This is a genomic window from Bradyrhizobium sp. USDA 241, from assembly GCF_049739505.1.
Lineage (GTDB): Bacteria > Pseudomonadota > Alphaproteobacteria > Rhizobiales > Xanthobacteraceae > Bradyrhizobium > Bradyrhizobium liaoningense.
Window position 1 is genome coordinate 1,458,886 of the sequence record NZ_JBMGPZ010000002.1, and the last position, 15,191, is coordinate 1,474,076.

The 15,191-nt window shown below is 61.3% G+C and carries 19 protein-coding genes; 15 read left to right on the plus strand and 4 right to left on the minus strand.

Annotated features, from left to right (window positions below; genetic code table 11):
- Positions 1–6 precede the first annotated feature (6 nt).
- Both ABIF91_RS08170 and ABIF91_RS08175 read right to left on the minus strand, forming a co-directional pair.
- A complete protein-coding gene (locus ABIF91_RS08170) occupies positions 7–237 on the minus strand; it encodes a (2Fe-2S)-binding protein (protein WP_258768175.1) in 231 nt (76 codons plus the stop codon).
- Positions 238–479: 242 nt separating this feature from the next.
- Positions 480–2,054 (minus strand): winged helix-turn-helix domain-containing tetratricopeptide repeat protein, encoded by a 1,575-nt coding sequence (locus tag ABIF91_RS08175; protein ID WP_424579020.1) that lies wholly within the window; start codon positions 2,052–2,054, stop codon positions 480–482.
- 325 nt (positions 2,055–2,379) lie between these two features.
- On the opposite strand from ABIF91_RS08175, the gene ABIF91_RS08180 reads away from it, so the two are divergent.
- Entirely contained in the window at positions 2,380–2,466 is an 87-nt protein-coding gene (locus tag ABIF91_RS08180) for a hypothetical protein (protein WP_424579093.1), read from the plus strand.
- A 442-nt stretch (positions 2,467–2,908) separates the two neighbouring features.
- On the opposite strand, the gene ABIF91_RS08185 is transcribed toward ABIF91_RS08180, so the two are convergent.
- On the minus strand, positions 2,909–4,075 hold the full coding sequence (locus tag ABIF91_RS08185) for a pentapeptide repeat-containing protein (RefSeq protein ID WP_424579021.1): 1,167 nt from the start codon (positions 4,073–4,075) through the stop codon (positions 2,909–2,911).
- A 362-nt stretch (positions 4,076–4,437) separates the two neighbouring features.
- Positions 4,438–4,890 carry a GIY-YIG nuclease family protein gene (locus ABIF91_RS08190; protein WP_424579022.1) on the minus strand — a complete coding sequence of 151 codons (453 nt, stop codon included), beginning with the start codon at positions 4,888–4,890 and terminating at the stop codon, positions 4,438–4,440.
- A gap of 89 nt (positions 4,891–4,979) precedes the next feature.
- On the opposite strand from ABIF91_RS08190, the gene ABIF91_RS08195 reads away from it, so the two are divergent.
- From ABIF91_RS08195 to ABIF91_RS08260, 14 genes are all read left to right on the plus strand, one after another.
- Positions 4,980–5,429, plus strand: coding sequence for a hypothetical protein (locus ABIF91_RS08195; RefSeq protein ID WP_424579023.1), 450 nt, complete (start codon positions 4,980–4,982; stop codon positions 5,427–5,429).
- Positions 5,422–5,853: a hypothetical protein gene (locus ABIF91_RS08200; protein ID WP_424579024.1), complete on the plus strand. Its 432-nt coding sequence runs from the start codon at positions 5,422–5,424 to the stop codon at positions 5,851–5,853. Before ABIF91_RS08195 ends, ABIF91_RS08200 begins: the two co-directional genes overlap by 8 nt.
- A gap of 99 nt (positions 5,854–5,952) precedes the next feature.
- The gene (locus tag ABIF91_RS08205; protein ID WP_424579025.1) at positions 5,953–6,765 is read left to right on the plus strand and encodes a hypothetical protein; all 813 of its coding nucleotides are present in this window, start codon (positions 5,953–5,955) and stop codon (positions 6,763–6,765) included.
- A 249-nt stretch (positions 6,766–7,014) separates the two neighbouring features.
- Complete coding sequence (locus ABIF91_RS08210) at positions 7,015–7,182, plus strand: hypothetical protein (protein WP_424579026.1); 168 nt, start codon at positions 7,015–7,017, stop codon at positions 7,180–7,182.
- A gap of 34 nt (positions 7,183–7,216) precedes the next feature.
- Positions 7,217–7,756 (plus strand): hypothetical protein, encoded by a 540-nt coding sequence (locus ABIF91_RS08215; protein WP_424579027.1) that lies wholly within the window; start codon positions 7,217–7,219, stop codon positions 7,754–7,756.
- Between the two features lies 1 nt (position 7,757).
- Positions 7,758–7,919, plus strand: a complete 162-nt coding sequence (locus ABIF91_RS08220) for a hypothetical protein (protein WP_424579028.1) — start codon at positions 7,758–7,760, stop codon at positions 7,917–7,919.
- On the plus strand, positions 7,903–8,091 hold the full coding sequence (locus tag ABIF91_RS08225; RefSeq protein WP_424579029.1) for a hypothetical protein: 189 nt from the start codon (positions 7,903–7,905) through the stop codon (positions 8,089–8,091). Before ABIF91_RS08220 ends, ABIF91_RS08225 begins: the two co-directional genes overlap by 17 nt.
- Positions 8,092–8,645: 554 nt before the next feature.
- Complete coding sequence (locus tag ABIF91_RS08230; protein WP_424579030.1) at positions 8,646–10,295, plus strand: hypothetical protein; 1,650 nt, start codon at positions 8,646–8,648, stop codon at positions 10,293–10,295.
- A gap of 14 nt (positions 10,296–10,309) precedes the next feature.
- Complete coding sequence (locus ABIF91_RS08235; RefSeq protein ID WP_424579031.1) at positions 10,310–11,275, plus strand: M28 family peptidase; 966 nt, start codon at positions 10,310–10,312, stop codon at positions 11,273–11,275.
- 53 nt (positions 11,276–11,328) lie between these two features.
- Positions 11,329–13,449 (plus strand): ATP-binding protein, encoded by a 2,121-nt coding sequence (locus ABIF91_RS08240; RefSeq protein WP_424579032.1) that lies wholly within the window; start codon positions 11,329–11,331, stop codon positions 13,447–13,449.
- A 20-nt stretch (positions 13,450–13,469) separates the two neighbouring features.
- Complete coding sequence (locus tag ABIF91_RS08245; protein ID WP_424579033.1) at positions 13,470–13,937, plus strand: hypothetical protein; 468 nt, start codon at positions 13,470–13,472, stop codon at positions 13,935–13,937.
- Positions 13,930–14,328 (plus strand): hypothetical protein, encoded by a 399-nt coding sequence (locus ABIF91_RS08250; RefSeq protein ID WP_424579034.1) that lies wholly within the window; start codon positions 13,930–13,932, stop codon positions 14,326–14,328. The genes ABIF91_RS08245 and ABIF91_RS08250 overlap by 8 nt, the downstream gene beginning before the upstream one ends.
- Positions 14,282–14,653: a hypothetical protein gene (locus tag ABIF91_RS08255; protein ID WP_424579035.1), complete on the plus strand. Its 372-nt coding sequence runs from the start codon at positions 14,282–14,284 to the stop codon at positions 14,651–14,653. The genes ABIF91_RS08250 and ABIF91_RS08255 overlap by 47 nt, the downstream gene beginning before the upstream one ends.
- A complete protein-coding gene (locus ABIF91_RS08260; RefSeq protein ID WP_424579036.1) occupies positions 14,653–15,186 on the plus strand; it encodes a hypothetical protein in 534 nt (177 codons plus the stop codon). The genes ABIF91_RS08255 and ABIF91_RS08260 overlap by 1 nt, the downstream gene beginning before the upstream one ends.
- Positions 15,187–15,191 lie beyond the last annotated feature (5 nt).

Consider the following 15,191-nt stretch of genomic DNA (forward strand, 5'->3'; position numbering starts at 1 on the left):
TGAAGCCTAGGGCTGCTTGTCCGTCGGCGCAGCAAGTACGGCGCCGCCATCCGCACGACCGACTTTCGCTCCGTCAAATACCTCGTCCATGATTTCTCGGATGGTGCGGGCGCAGCGACCGCACCGAGCTCTGGTGCCAAGGCAGCTAAAGACATAGCTGGTGGTTCGGCGCGTCGCAGTGTTGGCGACAGTTCGCACCTCGGTGTCGCTTAGGACGTTGCAGGAACAAACGATCATAGGAGGTCCGCTCGCTCAATTCCTACGTCTGCTTTAACACGCCAAAAGCAGACATTCATCACGACAACGGTGACGTGCGCTAAGGGTCAATCTCGACATTCTTGCAATTGGCCAGACACGTCCGATCTACCCCTAACTTCAGACATACTGCTGCACTGCGCCAACTGAAGCGACGGGCCAAAAGGGGAAGTCGCACTGATTCGATCGCCTCGTCGCCACGGGCGAACACTTAGCTGCGATGGTCATTCGGGCAGCCCGGCTTGCCGCAATCCTTCTTCGTATCGCAAAAGGTCTTCGCGCTGCCAAGGGCCCAGCACGTCTTTGAGATTGGAAACACGTAGCGTGGGATTCAGTTGCCGCAGCCGAGCCATTGCCTTGTGTGCTTGCTCCGGTCGTCCGGCCATTGCGTTGCTTGCGGCGGCGACGCGTAATGCAGCTTGATGGTCCGGCCTGTCCTGCAATGCCATTGCCGCCCAGGATGCCGCTTCGTCATACCGGCCCAGGAGGAAATGGGCATGCGCGGTCCCGGCTCGCATTCTTGTTACCCACGGATCGAGTGGGCTCAGGCGCATGGCACGCGCGAAGCGCTCGATCGCCGGTTCCGGCTCGCCCAGCCAGTTTTTCACCCAGCCGCCGCAAAACCACGCCTCGGCCAAGTTAGAATTGAGCCCCAGCGCGCGATCGATTAAGGCGGCGCCTACCTCGAGATCGCGAACAACAAACGCTAACGCATACCCGCTGGCGGCGAGCGCCATCGCGTCATCCTTGCCCAACTCAACCGCCCGTTGGGCGAGCCTCTTCACTTCGGCAATCTCGCTCGGTGTGACTGAAATCCAGCCACTGGCCTTGGCATGGACGTAGCAATAGGTTGCACGACCGTAGGCGGAGGCAAAATCCGGGTCGAGCTCGATCGCGCTGTTGAACAGGCGCAATGCCTCGTCGTTCGCTTGCCGGTTACCAAACTGATAAAGCCTGGCCAACCCGCGTAAATAGAGGGCATAGGCGTCGAGACTCTCGGTCGGCTTGCGCTTGGCACGCTCGATCTCGGCTTTTTCCACCACCGGCGCGATCGCCCCGACAACGCTCTCAGTCACCTGATCCTGCAGATCGAAGATGTCGCCGAGACCACCATCAAACCGTTCTGCCCAAAGATGTGCCCCAGTGGCGGTATCGACGAGCTGCGCCGTGATGCGCACCCGGTTCGCGGCCTTGCGCACGCCGCCTTCGAGCACATAGCGCACACCGAGTTCACGTCCGACCTGCTTCACGTCGACGGCGCGCCCCTTGTAGGTGAAGCTCGAGTTGCGGGCGATCACGAACAGCTGTCGGAAATGCGACAGCGCGGTAATGATCTCCTCCACCATTCCATCAGCGAAGTAGTCCTGCTCCGGATCGGAGCTCAGGTTGGTGAAGGGGAGAACGGCGACCGAGGGTTTATCGGGAAGCGGGAGAGCGGGCTTCGGCGATTCTATCGGGTTATCGTCGCCTGCCACGCCTGCGGGCTCTTGCGCTTCCCGCACTTGTCCGACGAAACGGAAGCCTTTGCGCGGCAGGGTTTTGATGAGGCGCTGTTCGTCGCCCGAATCGCCAATCGCGTTCCGAGCGGCATTCAGGCGGGTCGTCAGCGCTGCATCGGACACGATGCGCCCATTCCAAATGGCGTTGATGAGGTCGTCTTTGCTGACAACGCGCGCCCTGTTGCGGATCAGATAATCGAGCAGATCGAACACCTGTGGCGTGACGGAGACCACGTCTGCCCCGCGATGCAACTCGCGCCGGTCAGTGTCGAATGCGTACTCCTCGAAGAGATAGCGCAAGCTGCGAATCCCCAGGGTGTGCCTTCGATTATCGTTCGGAGGCGCTCTAGCACCGCTTGGAGGGCCAAGAATAAGCCGCCGGTGAGGAAAATGTAAGCCGCTTGTTAAGCGCGCTCGCTCAGGCCCAGGCACCTTGTCTGGGTGGGAAAAACGTACCCTGGAGGTGCTGCAATGAGCACGACCTACAGTACAACGAGTTTAGCCCAGACGACCGCATCGACGCCGTGCGTCTCCAGCGCCTTCAAAACTTTTTGGGGTGCGTTTCAAGAATGGCGCAAATGGGAGCGGCTGCGAGTCGATCTTCAACCTAAGTGATCGGGAGCTAATGGATATCGGGATTACGCGTGGCGAGATCGACTACGTCGCCTCGAACCGAGATACCGACCCGCGAGGCATCCGATCCGCCGGATGATGTCGATATCTGGCAGCGGTCGGAATTGGACACGACCAGCCGCCTCGTGGCGCAGATGCCGACTTCCGGTATGGGTCATCAACGGAAGTCGCGGACTTGTGGCGGGATGTCTGCTTTGCCCCGGTGAGCGGACATCGTGGTCGTGACTGTCGAGGTGATGACGCGCTGGTGCAGGCCGTCGCGGTCCCTCCGCAATCGGTCGGCAGGGTCCTTCCGAGAGCGTGAACTGATGCGGGGCCCGCGCGACCCCACATGTCGAGGATATCTGCTGCTAGAAAATCGATGGTTGCAGTTGCGGGGAGCGGTGCGTCCTGCTCATGTCCGCTTTACACCGATGGCGCAGCCCAGCGAAATGACGCGATGGGCCACTTCCGGACTCATGCAATGCCGCAAAACGAGCAAGAATCTACTCGATCACCTTGTCGCAAAACAAAGTGCGCGTTCAATCTGTCGGGCAGCGCTTTATTGTGAGGCCCTCGGGCAACTTTGTATTCGCGTTGCCGCACGCCTTGTCCAGTTGCGCCTGGGTTAAATTTCTGGCGCCGCTCAGGTCGGCGTCGAGTAGGGTGGCGCCGAGCAGGCTGGCACCGCTCAGGTTGGCGCGACTCAGGTCGGCGTTGAACAGGATCACGCCGCTCAGGTCGGCGCCGCTCAGGGTGGCGCCGCTCAGGGTGGCGTCGCGCAGGTTGGCGAAGCTTAGGGTGGCGCCGCTCAGGTCGGCGCTCTGCAGGTCTTGCGCGCGCTCCAGGCTGGCGCCACGCAGGTTGGCGCCGCGCAGGTTGGCGCCGCGCAGGTTGGCGCCGCTCAGTTTGGCGTCGCTCAGATTGGCTCGCTCAAGGCTGGCGCCGCTCAGATTGGCAACCGTCAGGTCGGCGCCGCTCAGATTGGCTTGCGCAAGGTCGCTCTTGCGGAGATCCACTTCAGGAAGCCACTGATGTGCCAAGTTTGCGCGGAACAAGTCAAACGGACGACGCGGAGCCCCGAAACTATGCATCATCACACCGACGATTATGGCCGCGCTTACGGGAAGTAACACTTTTCTAGATCGCCACGAGAACTTGCCGAATGGCAACATGACATGACTAACGATGACCGCCACCGCAACACTGAACAGACCCAAACCCCAGACGGGAAATACAGCCGCCTTCCATGCAAAGCGCAGCATGGCCACTGGCAGCAAGATATAGAACACAAAGCCACTGAACAGTCGGATGAGCGAGTTATCGAGCGCAACCAAGTTTGGCGCCCGCACTACCGACACTGACCTTGCAAGTCGATCCAGCCGGTCGCCGTGCTCGACATAAATCTGCAGATAGACCCTAAGCGCGATCAGGATTGCCGGACCTAGCAGCATGAACCCGAAGAACGACACTGGCCCAGCAAGTGGCACGTTTATCCTGTCGCTGCCGCCCAAAAGGGCGCTGTCCGGAGTGAGCAGAACCAGAAGGCAAAACGCAGTCGTACCGACGAATGTCAGACCAATGCGAGTGACCTGCGAGGCGGTCTCATCCCTTGCCTTGCTGATCAGATCAGGTGAGAGCTTGCGAAGACCTTGACGGTGACTCGTCGAGGAGGGTTTGATCGACGGAAGCTCCACTATCCTGGCCATGGCAATCCACCCTTTGTGGTCGCCGCGCTCGCGGGCCGATGCACCAATTATTCAATTATGGAACACGAAAAATAGATTTCGCCAACTGCTCATAAGCAGTCAGATCATCGCCCGCCCGGGAAGGATAGCAATGAAAACGCAATCCGGCTAGAAGACCGGTTTGGGTTATTCGCGACCGGGTCGAGCCAGCAGCAAGTCCGGCTATGTCCGTTATTCCGCGATAGCGGAAGTAAATTCAGAACATTAGCGGCCCCGCTACGATCGTGCCCCCGGGCGTGGTGTGCGGCGGGAGGAGAGCTTCGGCATCCGACCAACATCAATCGAGGTCAGGACCAAACCCGACCCCGAAACGGAAGTTAAGATCAGCGTTCCAGTCCGGAAGCCCGGACTGCGGCGTCGATCTTAGCCCGCCTGGCCGCTCGGACCTTCTCGAGCATTTCCCCATGGGAGAAGGTTTCGATGGCCAGTTTGTCGACGGCGAAGCGCAGCGCTTGCGTGGCGTATTCCGGGGTTAGGTCAAACCAGTCGCCCGTGAGCCTGCGCTTCGCCTTGTCGAGCACGCCATGCACCTCGTGGAGGATGCGGATGGCGAGCATGTCACCCTGGGTCCACGTGATGTCGTGGATCTGCAACTGCTTCCAGCAACCGAGCTGGAGTTCGCCCATGCGATCCTTGAGCTGCCGCGACCATCCGATGCGCAGCGGCCGGCCACCTGTCGGGCCAACCACGTAGACGCAGGCGAACTGGAAATTCGAAAAGATGGCGCGTTCCGGCTTCGATGAAAGCCAGGGCAACCCACACACGTTCTCAGCCATGCTGCCCCATAGCAAAAGATTTGCTTAAATGCAAATTCTGCTTGCAGGACGACAAAATGCAAATTAGATCACCCGAAACGGAGAGCACAATGCCTGACCAGAGAACTGTCCTGTCCTACAAAGCGCTCGGCATCACCGAGGGCGAGCACAAAGCCGCGCTTGAGATCCGCGAGCTGTTCGCCGCCGGCACCTTCCATCACGATCCCGAGGCGCTCGTCGACAAGCCCAACGGCTTCAACATGAACTTCGCCATCGACGAGACCAAGTGCGGCACGACCTGCTGCATCGGCGGCTGGATGTGGTTGGCAATGAACCGTGACCGCACCACCTTCGCCCCCAACGCTGCGCAATATGTGAACAACGAGCGCAGCTATGCGCTGAGGGATCTGTTCTTCCCACCGCAGGAAGAGATCGGCGAGATCAACTACGACGACATCACCCCAGGCGCAGCGCTCGCGGCAATCGACAGCTTCCTCGCTGGTCGGCTCGACTGGGCTGCGGCAGTCGGCGCGGACATGGGCGAGATCGACCATGCTTGACCTCAGCAAGCCGATGCAGACCCGGCACGGCTACCCTGCCCGTCTGATCTTCGACAAGCACCGGCACGCCTATGGTCCGCTGGTGTTCGCCATCCTCCACCCGGAAGGCGTCGAGAAGCTCGGCTACCGTGATGCCGAAGGCCGGTATCCCCGCGCGCAGTCCTCGGTGCCGGAGCACCTGAAGGGCGAGTACTCGTCCGACTGGGACGTCATCAACGCCCCGACGCCGCAGGCGATGGTCATCGTCACTGTCAAGCAGGGCTGCGTCGATGTCACCCAAGTCCCTGACGGCACGGTCGTGAAGGTGATGGACTACGACATCGAGGGCTTCGAGGACGAGGCGATCGAGGACGAACACGGCAAGCGCTGCAGGATCGATTTCCTCGGTCCGGCCGGGCTTTACCACGTCTGGCCGTTTGCCTGACTGCAAACGCCAGCAACCAACCCCCCCGTTTCAACCAGCGCGTCGCCCCTGAACGGGGGTGGGATCAACACGGCACGCAACCAACCAAAGGAGAACTACATGGATCCGACGATGGGTCAGACCAACATCCTCGCACTGCCCGCTCCCGCTGTGACGGGTCAGGCCGCGTTCGGCAGCGAAGAGCCGGCCGTGACCGCGGCGGTCGTGGATGCTCCGGCCACTGCGCTCGAGACTCCCGCGACCAACTATCCGGTCGGCAAGGTCGACTTCAACCAGCCGTTCGAGGTGTTCAGCTCCTATGACGACAGCGTCGTTCATTCGGAGCCGCGCGTCCTCGCCGTACTGGCCGGCAACAGCTACCCGGTCGTGGTCGTTTCGACCAACGAGTCCGGCGATCAGGTCGTCGCCCAGTTCGATACGGACGGCGACTCGGTCGATGGCGACCTCAAGGTCGAGAACGTGACGGTCGGTGAGCGCACGATGTTCATCGTCATCACCCGTGAGGGCCGCGAGTTCGGCGTCCTCGACGAGCTGTTCGGCACCGAAGGCGATGCCTTCAACGACCACTCCAACGACGGCGACTTCTTCGCCGTCCTCCCGATCACCATCCCGGCGACCAAACAGGCGGCCGAGATCGAGGAGGAGAGCGACGAGGACCACGACGAGGATCACCACGACGACACGGTCACCTCGACCATCGAGGTTCAGCCGGAGGGTTCGGTCCGCGTCAACGGCTTCTACGTCCAGCCGGGCGACAAGGTCAGCGTCTACCGCAAGAACCGCGGCCAGCGCACCTGCACGGTCATCAAGACCCGCGATGACCAGTGGAAGTCGCTCTACGTCCAAGCCGACAACGGCGGTGAGGAGCCCTACTGGGCCCGCAACGTCAACGTCAAGTACCGCATCGGCTGATGCAAGGAAGCCCGTTCCCTTCGGGGGACGGGCTCCCCCCCGGAGAACTGCAATGTTCTTTCGACACCGCCGGAGGCGTCACCCTTGCGATAAGGGCGAGCCCGCACAGCGCAAGATCGGCGCTGCCTTCCGCTTCCTCCTGGAGACCCACACCTGGAAGCGCCACCCCGCCCCCTTCAATAAGACCAAGCGAGGCCGGGATCGACGAGCGGAACAGCGCTTCGTCATCGCATCCAAGAGGGCCTTCGTATGAGCGAGAAAGACCGTGACAGCCTCGAACATGTCCTTGGCTTTATCCGTACCCACTTCAATTGCCCCGACTGCAACTTCGACTTCGACGAGGAGGGAGACCGATCGAGCGAGGCGATCGAGTGTCCCGCCTGCCAGACCCGCTTCTGGTGCCGAGAAGTTCGATAGCGCCTCCCTCGTCAAATTTGGCAGCGTCTGGACCGTGGGCGAACTAGACATCCTGCGCCGCAATCGTCACCTGAGAACGGCCCAGCTCCAGGAGTTATTGCCGCCTCACCGGTCGAGGGCGTCGATCCAAGCCAAGCGCGACAAGACGCCAGGCCTTGGTTATCGCTGCCTGCCCTGGCGCAAGGGCGAGGACGAAGAGTTGAGACGCGCTGCGCCGACGAAAGGCGCAACCGCCATCCACCATGTCCTTCCGCACCGCACGGTCTGGGAGATCAACCTGCGCGCCAAGGCGCTGGGCATCAAGCTGTTTAACTACCACGAGAAGCCACTCGCCATCGTCGGCGAGCCGCTCGCGGACGCAATTCGCCAGCGCGCCAGAGAGGACGGCCTCTCCATGCGCGGTCTCGACTGCGAGCTGGGAACGTCCGGCTATTTCACCAACGTCGCAGCCCAGCGCGCCAGGCGAGGATCTGCGCCGTACATGCCAGCAATTCGCAAGGCCATCGCGTTCTTCGAGGCCGAGCTTGTAACCGGTCCTGACGGGACCATCACCATCGACTGGAAGGATGAGTAAAATGGGTCAAACGAAACGCCACAACCGCAGGGTCCCAGCCCGCTTCACCGAACTGCCGCTCCTGGACGAGCTGCAATCGGCCGGCGTCGAGGCGTCTTGCGTCGTCGCCAATCTCCGCGAGGAGATCAGGATGTTCGGTATCGACCGTGTCCGGCGACTCTGATCAGGCCGACAAGCCTGTGCTGCAAGCCAGGCTGAACGGCGGGACGCTGCGGGCTAAATGGCCCGGCAAGCGGTGGCACGGCAGGTACGCCGACATCTATGAGGTTTGCGATGCAGCCCACGCTGACGGGCTGGCATCATTCGTCATCGACTACGTGGACAAGGAGGACTGAAACTACAAGCCGGCTGCGGGCGGCAGCAGCCGGTGACTGCATCACCAAAACGCGACTAACGAAAGGCATCAACAGCTTGAGACACCACACTCTTCCGAATTTTCCGGATGGTGAAGAGTACAAAGTAAGGCGTCATCTTCATGAAAATCATAATAGTTCAAGGCGGGCACGTGCTTCGTGTCCGCCAATTTTTTCCTCGGGACAGACCACGCCATCGCTGCTTCTGCACCTCATAACAACAAAGGGCGTCAGGCATGAGCAACGTTTGGTACTACCCCCGAGACAGACCACTGCGGAACGCTGCCGATGAGATCGACACCAACAGGAGTCATCCATGAGCACCGGTCCACTCTATTGGCCACGAGATAGACCATCGGCGATGCACCGCTGGTGACTATCTTTTCTCTTGCCCTTTTGTTTGCTTGAATGCAAACATTAGGCGCAAGGGCGTAAGGAAAAGGGCCGATAAAGTAGGCCTTTCTCTCTACGCCTCAAAGGCACACGTGCGTCCGCACGTTTGCTTGAATGCAATCAGACTGCAAACGGAGAACTGCATGTCCTTCTACCTTGTGCGTCTTCAGCCGGATGCTGCCGGCAACATGGTCGAGGTCCCCCTCCCCGATCACGATCCCTACGAGAAGGGGAGTGATGCGGCGAAGGCGGCCAAGGCCCTGACCGACATCTACGGCTACAAGGTGCAACCGCGCCGCATGAGCCAGGCCGCTGACTGGCGCGAACGGCAAGCCAAGCGTCTCGCTGATGGGACGCTGAAGGCGCTGCCGGCGAAGTGGGATCTTCCCCCGATCAAGGATCATTTCGCCCACCTCGACCCGGACCGGCATCCGGGCATGATCTGCTTCACCGAGAACGATCAGCTCGGAATCATCGACCGCGTCACCGCAGTGACCCCCGGCCGCTACATCACCCGGTTCTACGAGACCGAGGAGAAGATGGCGGACGATCGGCGGCGCAAGCTGATTGCGGCGATCGATCCGAGCGGCGAGCTTCAATTCGCCTGGACGCCTGAAGAGATTGAGCGCGTCTACAAGGAAGGCCCGTCATCCTGCATGGATGGCACGCACCGGTTCTCCACTCCGGTTTGGCCGACCTCGGTCTACGGTGCCGGCGATCTGGCTCTCGCCTATCAGCTCAATGCCAAGGGCCGCATCCAGTCTCGCTGCCTCGTCTGGCCGGAGAAGAAGCTGTACGGCCGGATCTACGGTGACGTGCAGCGCATGGCCCGCGCCCTCGAAGCGGACGGTTACGAGACCGAGCGCGGTGATGACCACAGCGTCGACGGCAATGGCGGCTACCTCGTCGGCGCCCGCCTGCTGAAGGTGCTGTTCGATGACGGCAAGAACACCGTTATGCCGTACCTCGACGACATCGCCTGCTGCGTCGACGGCGGGGACTTCTGGATCACCGCTGACGAGCAGCCCGATGGGGACAGCCCCACGCAGCCGGACATGTGCTTCTCCGGCAGCACCGAAGGCTACACCCGCGTCAAGCGGTGGTGCCCGAAGTTGACGGGCTACTACGACAAAGCCTCCTTCAAGAGGGTCCGTGGCGCCGAAGCAGAATGGTCCGAGTCTGCCATGTACTCCTACGCATTCCACTGCGAGGAGACCCGGGAGTACTGGACCAACGAGCACAAGGTCATGCTCGCTTGCGGCACCTACGTCTGCAAGGAGTGGTTCGAGGCGAACGGCACGATCTGCGAGGCGACCGGAGGCAAGATCCGGAAGTCCGAGGTCGTGGAGTTCGAGGGGAAGAAGGTCTCATCCCGCTACAAGCGGAAGATCGAGACCGATCGGCAAGAAGAGAAGTGGCGTGCTGAGCGGGCTGCAAACCGCGAGCGCACGATGCGCTTCTATGACGCCGTCCAGCCCATGCTCGACTCCTCAGTCCGTGACTCCTTCTACGGGGACGCGGATCAACTGCGTCGTGAGCGCTACTACCGCGAGATGACTCGTCGGCAGGAGATGTCGATGCGGGACCTCGTCATGATGGACCGGCGCTTGGCCACCATCGATCCCTACGAGTACCGCAACGCGGAACTCCACACCATCCAGGTCGACCTGGACGGCAACCCCATTGCTCCCGACCGCGTCAGGTCGGCCGAGCAGACCGTGGATCACCGCGGTCATCGCTACGAAACCATCCACACGGTTGACGGTCGCACCCATCGTCGTCGCGTTGCCTAAGAGAAAGCAGAACTATGTCTGACATCGATACCATCAAGAAAATGCTGTCCTTCAAGCGCCCGGCCGGCTCGAAGGCAGAAGCGGCCTTCATCCACGAGTTCATCAAACCGCTCGGGGTGAAGCGCGATGCGTTCGGCAACCACGTCCTTGCGGTGGGTCAGGACAATCCGTCGATCCTGTGGTCCTGTCACACCGACAGCGTCCACACCAAGCACGGCAAGCAGCACGTGGACTTCGACGGCAAGTTCCTGCGGCTGCCGCAGAACTCCAAGTCGAACTGCCTCGGCGCCGACGACGCGGCCGGCGTCTGGATCATGATCGAGATGATCAAGGCGAAGGTGCCCGGCCTCTACGTGTTCCACGCTGCCGAAGAGATCGGTTGCGTCGGATCACGGAACATCGCGAAGAAGCAGCCGGACTTCCTCGCCAACATCAAGGCAGCCATCGCCTTCGATCGGCGCGGCACCGACTCGGTGATCACCCATCAGGGCTCCCGCTGCTGCTCCGATTCGTTCGGCAGGTCGCTGAAGGATCAGCTCCCTCCGCGGTTCAAGCTGGACCCGACCGGCGTACTGACCGACACCAAGATGTACATGAAGCTTGTGCCGGAATGCACGAACATCTCGGTCGGCTATTACCGCGAGCACAGTCCGGGCGAGATCCTCGACGTCGAGCACCTGATCGAGCTGCGCGACTTCATGGTCTCCATCGATCCGACCAGCTTCGTCATCGAGCGCGACCCAAAGTTCGTCGAACCGAAGCCGAAGGCTCACGGCAAGACCAGCAAGATCGTGCAGCAGCTCAGCATGCTGCGGGATCGACGCGAGGAGACGATGTACGACCTCGTCTACTGGCACCCGAAGGTCGTCGCCGAGCTGCTCCAGGATGCCGGCGTCTCCTACGAAGACCTCAAGGATCACATCGAGGCCAGCGGCACGCCGGCCTTCGATTACGGCGACTACGACCCGATGGTCGCCTGATCACCCCATTCATCAACATCGCTGAACAGAGAGATTGACCAATGCAGATTGGAATGCAGAAGCACGTCGACATCGCCACCGCCGTCGAGGAGGAGTTCGACGGCGAGATCGAGGCCAATGCGGTCGCCATTTACGCCCAGATCTCCGGCCTGGCCAAGGACAAGGTCGGCTACGGCGTGCGTGAGATCCCGTCGAACGCCTGGGATGCGTCCCGCGGCAACTTCGAGGTCCATCTTCCGACCAGGCTGAGCCCGATGTTCCGTGTCCGCGACTATGGCACGGGCATCTCGCCCGAGAACATGCGGGGCGTCTACGGCAAGCTCTACGCCTCGGACAAGCGCAAGGACGACAACAAGGTCGGCGGCTGGGGTCTGGGCTCCAAGAGCCCGTTCGCGTACCTGCTCGGTCCGGACGGTGCGGGCTCGTTCACCGTTACGTCCTATTATGAGGGCATGATGCGGACCTACACGGTCTCGCTCTCGGAGGAGGGCAAGATCAAGATCCGCCGCCTCTGTGAAATCGCGACGGATCAGCCGTCCGGTCTTGAGGTCTCATACCCGGTCCGCCGGGAAGACATTCAGACCTTCCATGACCGCGCCCGCACGATCCTCTGGTCGTTCAATCCGCGCCCGAAGATCTTCCCGGCGATCGAGTGGAAGGAGCCGGTGATCGAGGCGCAGGGCGAGGGCTGGACCCGCTACAAGGCCGGCACCGTTCCGTTCTCCCGTCCGCAGGTTCGGATGGGCTGCGTCATGTATCCGTTCGATCTGAACCAGGTCCAGACCATCGACTTCCTGGCTCCGGATGACGTGGTTCTGTTCGAGGCGCCGATCGGATCGCTCAAGGTCACCCTTTCGCGTGAAGAGCTGGCCTATGACGAGGTCACCAAGACCACGCTGAAGAACCTGGTCTCGACTTACGAGCAGAGCTTCATCACCCAGCTTCAGGCGAAGGTGGACGAGGCGACGACGCTGTTCGGCGCCTGCAAGGCGTTCGAAGACGAGACGTCTGCACTCGGCAACTACCGGCAGGAGCAGCTTCGCAAGGTCGTGAAGTGGAACGATCATCGTCTCAGCTGCGTGATCTACCGCGACGGCTTCAAGACCTGCATGCTGCGCGAGGGGTGGCAGACCTTCGACAAGTTCGAGGATCGCGACATCCGCACGGTCAACGCTGCCGATGCGACTGTGGTCATCGAGCACAACCCGAGCTACTCGTTCGGTCGGTTCACGATGGCCGGGCTGGTCGGCGAGAAGGTGCTGTGGATCCGGTGCAAGCGCATCGACCGCGAGCGCGCCCTCGCCCGCCTCGGCAATCCCGAGGTCATCGATCTGGACACCTTCAAGGTCCCGGTCGAGAAGCGTACCGGCAGCAAGACGATCCGCAAGCGCCGCACGATCGTCGTCGGTCACAACGGGGTCACCAAGATGACCCAGGAGATCGACCTGGCTGATGGCGGCTTCTACTGCGAGACCTCCAGCTCTCGCGGCTGGGGCCGTCGTGGTCGTGACAGGTACTACTTCGCCCACAACCGCAGCTCGATGTCGTCCTACGACTTCGACTCGTTCATCTCCACCTGCGTGGAACTGGGCATCCTCGAAGTTGGTCAGGTCATCCTGCTCAAGGACGCCGACAAGGACGTCCCGGAGAACTGGACCCTGCTCGGCGACGAGCTGATCTCGGAGCTGCAAGCCAAGATCGATGTGACGCAGTTCACTGGTCTCTACCAGAAGAACATCAATCACCTCGATACCAAGCTGAAGCATTGGAACGAGTCACCGAACTATCGGGCGGTACCGACTGACATCCTCGAGTTCCGGTTGGAATTGGCTGAACTGGCTCGCCAGCTCAGGCGCAACAATTCCGATGGGACCTCGACGACGAGCGACAAGGCCTACACGGCTTTGAAGAAGCTCGGCGTGCATGTCGACCGGCCGGCGATTGCCTGCCCGATCGAGGCGATCAACGCGAAGTTCAATGCGCTCTGCACCAAGTACCCGCTGCTCAACCTCATCCTGAAGCAGAGCAGCTACTACCGTCTCGAGTCGGAAGCCCTCACTCAGCTTCGGCACTACTTCGGCCTGCTCACCACGGCTCAACCGTCCGTGGAAGTGGTCGGCGTCGTGGAGGCCGAGGAAGAGGAAGACGAGGACCACCTCGACGAGGCGGCCTAAGCACCAATCCGGAGACCGTCATGATCCCGAGCATCATCACAGACACATCGATCACGTTCATCGCCAAGGCCCGTCCGTGGGTCCTCGCGGCCGATCACCCGAAGTTCGGCGACATCAAGGAACTGCTGCAGTCCGGCACGGACGACGCAGAGCGCCTCTGCCAGCTCGCTGACGTTCGGGTGGCGATCGACGCTGCAACGGAAGGCGCAGCCCTTCTGTCCGATGACGGCCTGTTCCTCCACGGCGAGAAGCTGTCGGAGGAATGGGAAGCGAAGGCCGTGGCGGCTCCGGACTCCATGAAGGTCCTGCTCGTGAGCCCGGGTGACCGGGTTCGCGTTCAGGGCGACGAGGATGCACCGGACGGCATCTACACCGTAGGCGAGGTCGACAACAACGACGTGGACAAGCGCGTCTATGTCGAGAGCGACGAGGACTACTTCGGCTTCGTCGCCAACACCTCCATCAAGGAGATACTGAAGGATGAGTGAGCGATACATGCACCTGATCGGCGCCGATGATGTCAGGTCGGCCGCCCACATCATGGCCTCCGCCGCGGACCGGATGCAGAGCGCAGCCTCCACGATGGAGCGCGCCCTGGAGAACCATCAACGGTTCATGGACGAGTGGCTGACCCGCCTCGCCGAGATCATGTCCGATGCTTCCCCGTTCGTTGATGTCCTGATCGCCGAGGCGGAGCGTCAGTGCGAGGGCTGCCGGCTTGCCTGGCGGCTCGATGGCTGGATGCACCGCAAACCCATGAAGATCGAATGCACCGCGAAGCCGATCCGCGAAGCGCTCCGGGGCATCGCCGCATATTTCCGAAAGAAAGAACATGACACCCGAGCAACTCGAAATCCTGCGGGCGGCCCCAGGCACTGACTTCAGCATCGGCGTGGTTCCTGGCCCTGATCGCACGCTCCTCTATGGCTATGACTGCGATCGGTACACCTGGCACATCTTCCAGAAGGACGGCCAGCTCCACAAGGCTGTCTATCTAGGGACCAATCGGGAGTTCACCGTGAAGGAGACGGGCGATGCGTTCGACGCCCGCCACCTGATCCCGAACAAGCGCCTCTATCCCGAGGCCTGCGACTTCACCTTCTGCCTCCAACTCAAGCGGCTGGACCTCTACCTCTCATTCACCACCTTCGGTTCGCTGTTCGATCACGACCGGCGCGACCCCTTTGTCGGAGGGACGTTCTGATGCCCGCGTCCCGGAAGCAATACACCCACCTCGAAATGGAGGCAGCTCTCTGCGTTTGGGAGTGGATCAACGACGTGACGCTGGACGACACGCCGCAGAACCTCAAGGAATGGGTCGAGCTGCGCGAGGGCGTCGGCTCGGTCGAGCTGCGGCACCAGTCCATCGTGCTCGGCAAGTGGTGTCTGAAGATCTACGACGCCCTGACCAAGCAGGACCGGGACTTCTTCGACTCCATGTCCTACGACTGGGAGGTCATCCCGATGATGATGCGCTACGCCAACGATCCCGCTGGCGTGCCGGCCATCTACAAGGAGAGCCTGCCCGATCCGAGCGCTATCGCCCAGCTGGTCGCCCGCGAGGTGCTCTTCAAGCATTACGTCTGGGACTGCGAGCGAGAAGCCGAGAAGCAGTGGAAGTACCGCGATCTGGTCTTCGACCATGACGACGTGATCGAGCGCGCCTTCGAGGATGGCGATGACCCGGCAGCCGTCATCAATGATCTCGGCGAGGAACTCGAACTGATCAAATTCTGAGGTTC

Coding starts and splice junctions, on each gene's coding strand:
- ABIF91_RS08205 (WP_424579025.1), top strand. CDS start 5,953: ATGGATCCGACGATGGGTCAGACCAACATCCTCGCACTGCCCGCTCCC.
- ABIF91_RS08235 (WP_424579031.1), top strand. CDS start 10,310: ATGTCTGACATCGATACCATCAAGAAAATGCTGTCCTTCAAGCGCCCG.
- ABIF91_RS08250 (WP_424579034.1), top strand. CDS start 13,930: ATGAGTGAGCGATACATGCACCTGATCGGCGCCGATGATGTCAGGTCG.
- ABIF91_RS08255 (WP_424579035.1), top strand. CDS start 14,282: ATGACACCCGAGCAACTCGAAATCCTGCGGGCGGCCCCAGGCACTGAC.
- ABIF91_RS08190 (WP_424579022.1), bottom strand. CDS start 4,890: ATGGCTGAGAACGTGTGTGGGTTGCCCTGGCTTTCATCGAAGCCGGAA.
- ABIF91_RS08195 (WP_424579023.1), top strand. CDS start 4,980: ATGCCTGACCAGAGAACTGTCCTGTCCTACAAAGCGCTCGGCATCACC.
- ABIF91_RS08185 (WP_424579021.1), bottom strand. CDS start 4,075: ATGGCCAGGATAGTGGAGCTTCCGTCGATCAAACCCTCCTCGACGAGT.
- ABIF91_RS08245 (WP_424579033.1), top strand. CDS start 13,470: ATGATCCCGAGCATCATCACAGACACATCGATCACGTTCATCGCCAAG.
- ABIF91_RS08170 (WP_258768175.1), bottom strand. CDS start 237: ATGATCGTTTGTTCCTGCAACGTCCTAAGCGACACCGAGGTGCGAACT.
- ABIF91_RS08180 (WP_424579093.1), top strand. CDS start 2,380: ATGGATATCGGGATTACGCGTGGCGAGATCGACTACGTCGCCTCGAAC.
- ABIF91_RS08200 (WP_424579024.1), top strand. CDS start 5,422: ATGCTTGACCTCAGCAAGCCGATGCAGACCCGGCACGGCTACCCTGCC.
- ABIF91_RS08260 (WP_424579036.1), top strand. CDS start 14,653: ATGCCCGCGTCCCGGAAGCAATACACCCACCTCGAAATGGAGGCAGCT.
- ABIF91_RS08220 (WP_424579028.1), top strand. CDS start 7,758: ATGGGTCAAACGAAACGCCACAACCGCAGGGTCCCAGCCCGCTTCACC.
- ABIF91_RS08240 (WP_424579032.1), top strand. CDS start 11,329: ATGCAGAAGCACGTCGACATCGCCACCGCCGTCGAGGAGGAGTTCGAC.
- ABIF91_RS08210 (WP_424579026.1), top strand. CDS start 7,015: ATGAGCGAGAAAGACCGTGACAGCCTCGAACATGTCCTTGGCTTTATC.
- ABIF91_RS08230 (WP_424579030.1), top strand. CDS start 8,646: ATGTCCTTCTACCTTGTGCGTCTTCAGCCGGATGCTGCCGGCAACATG.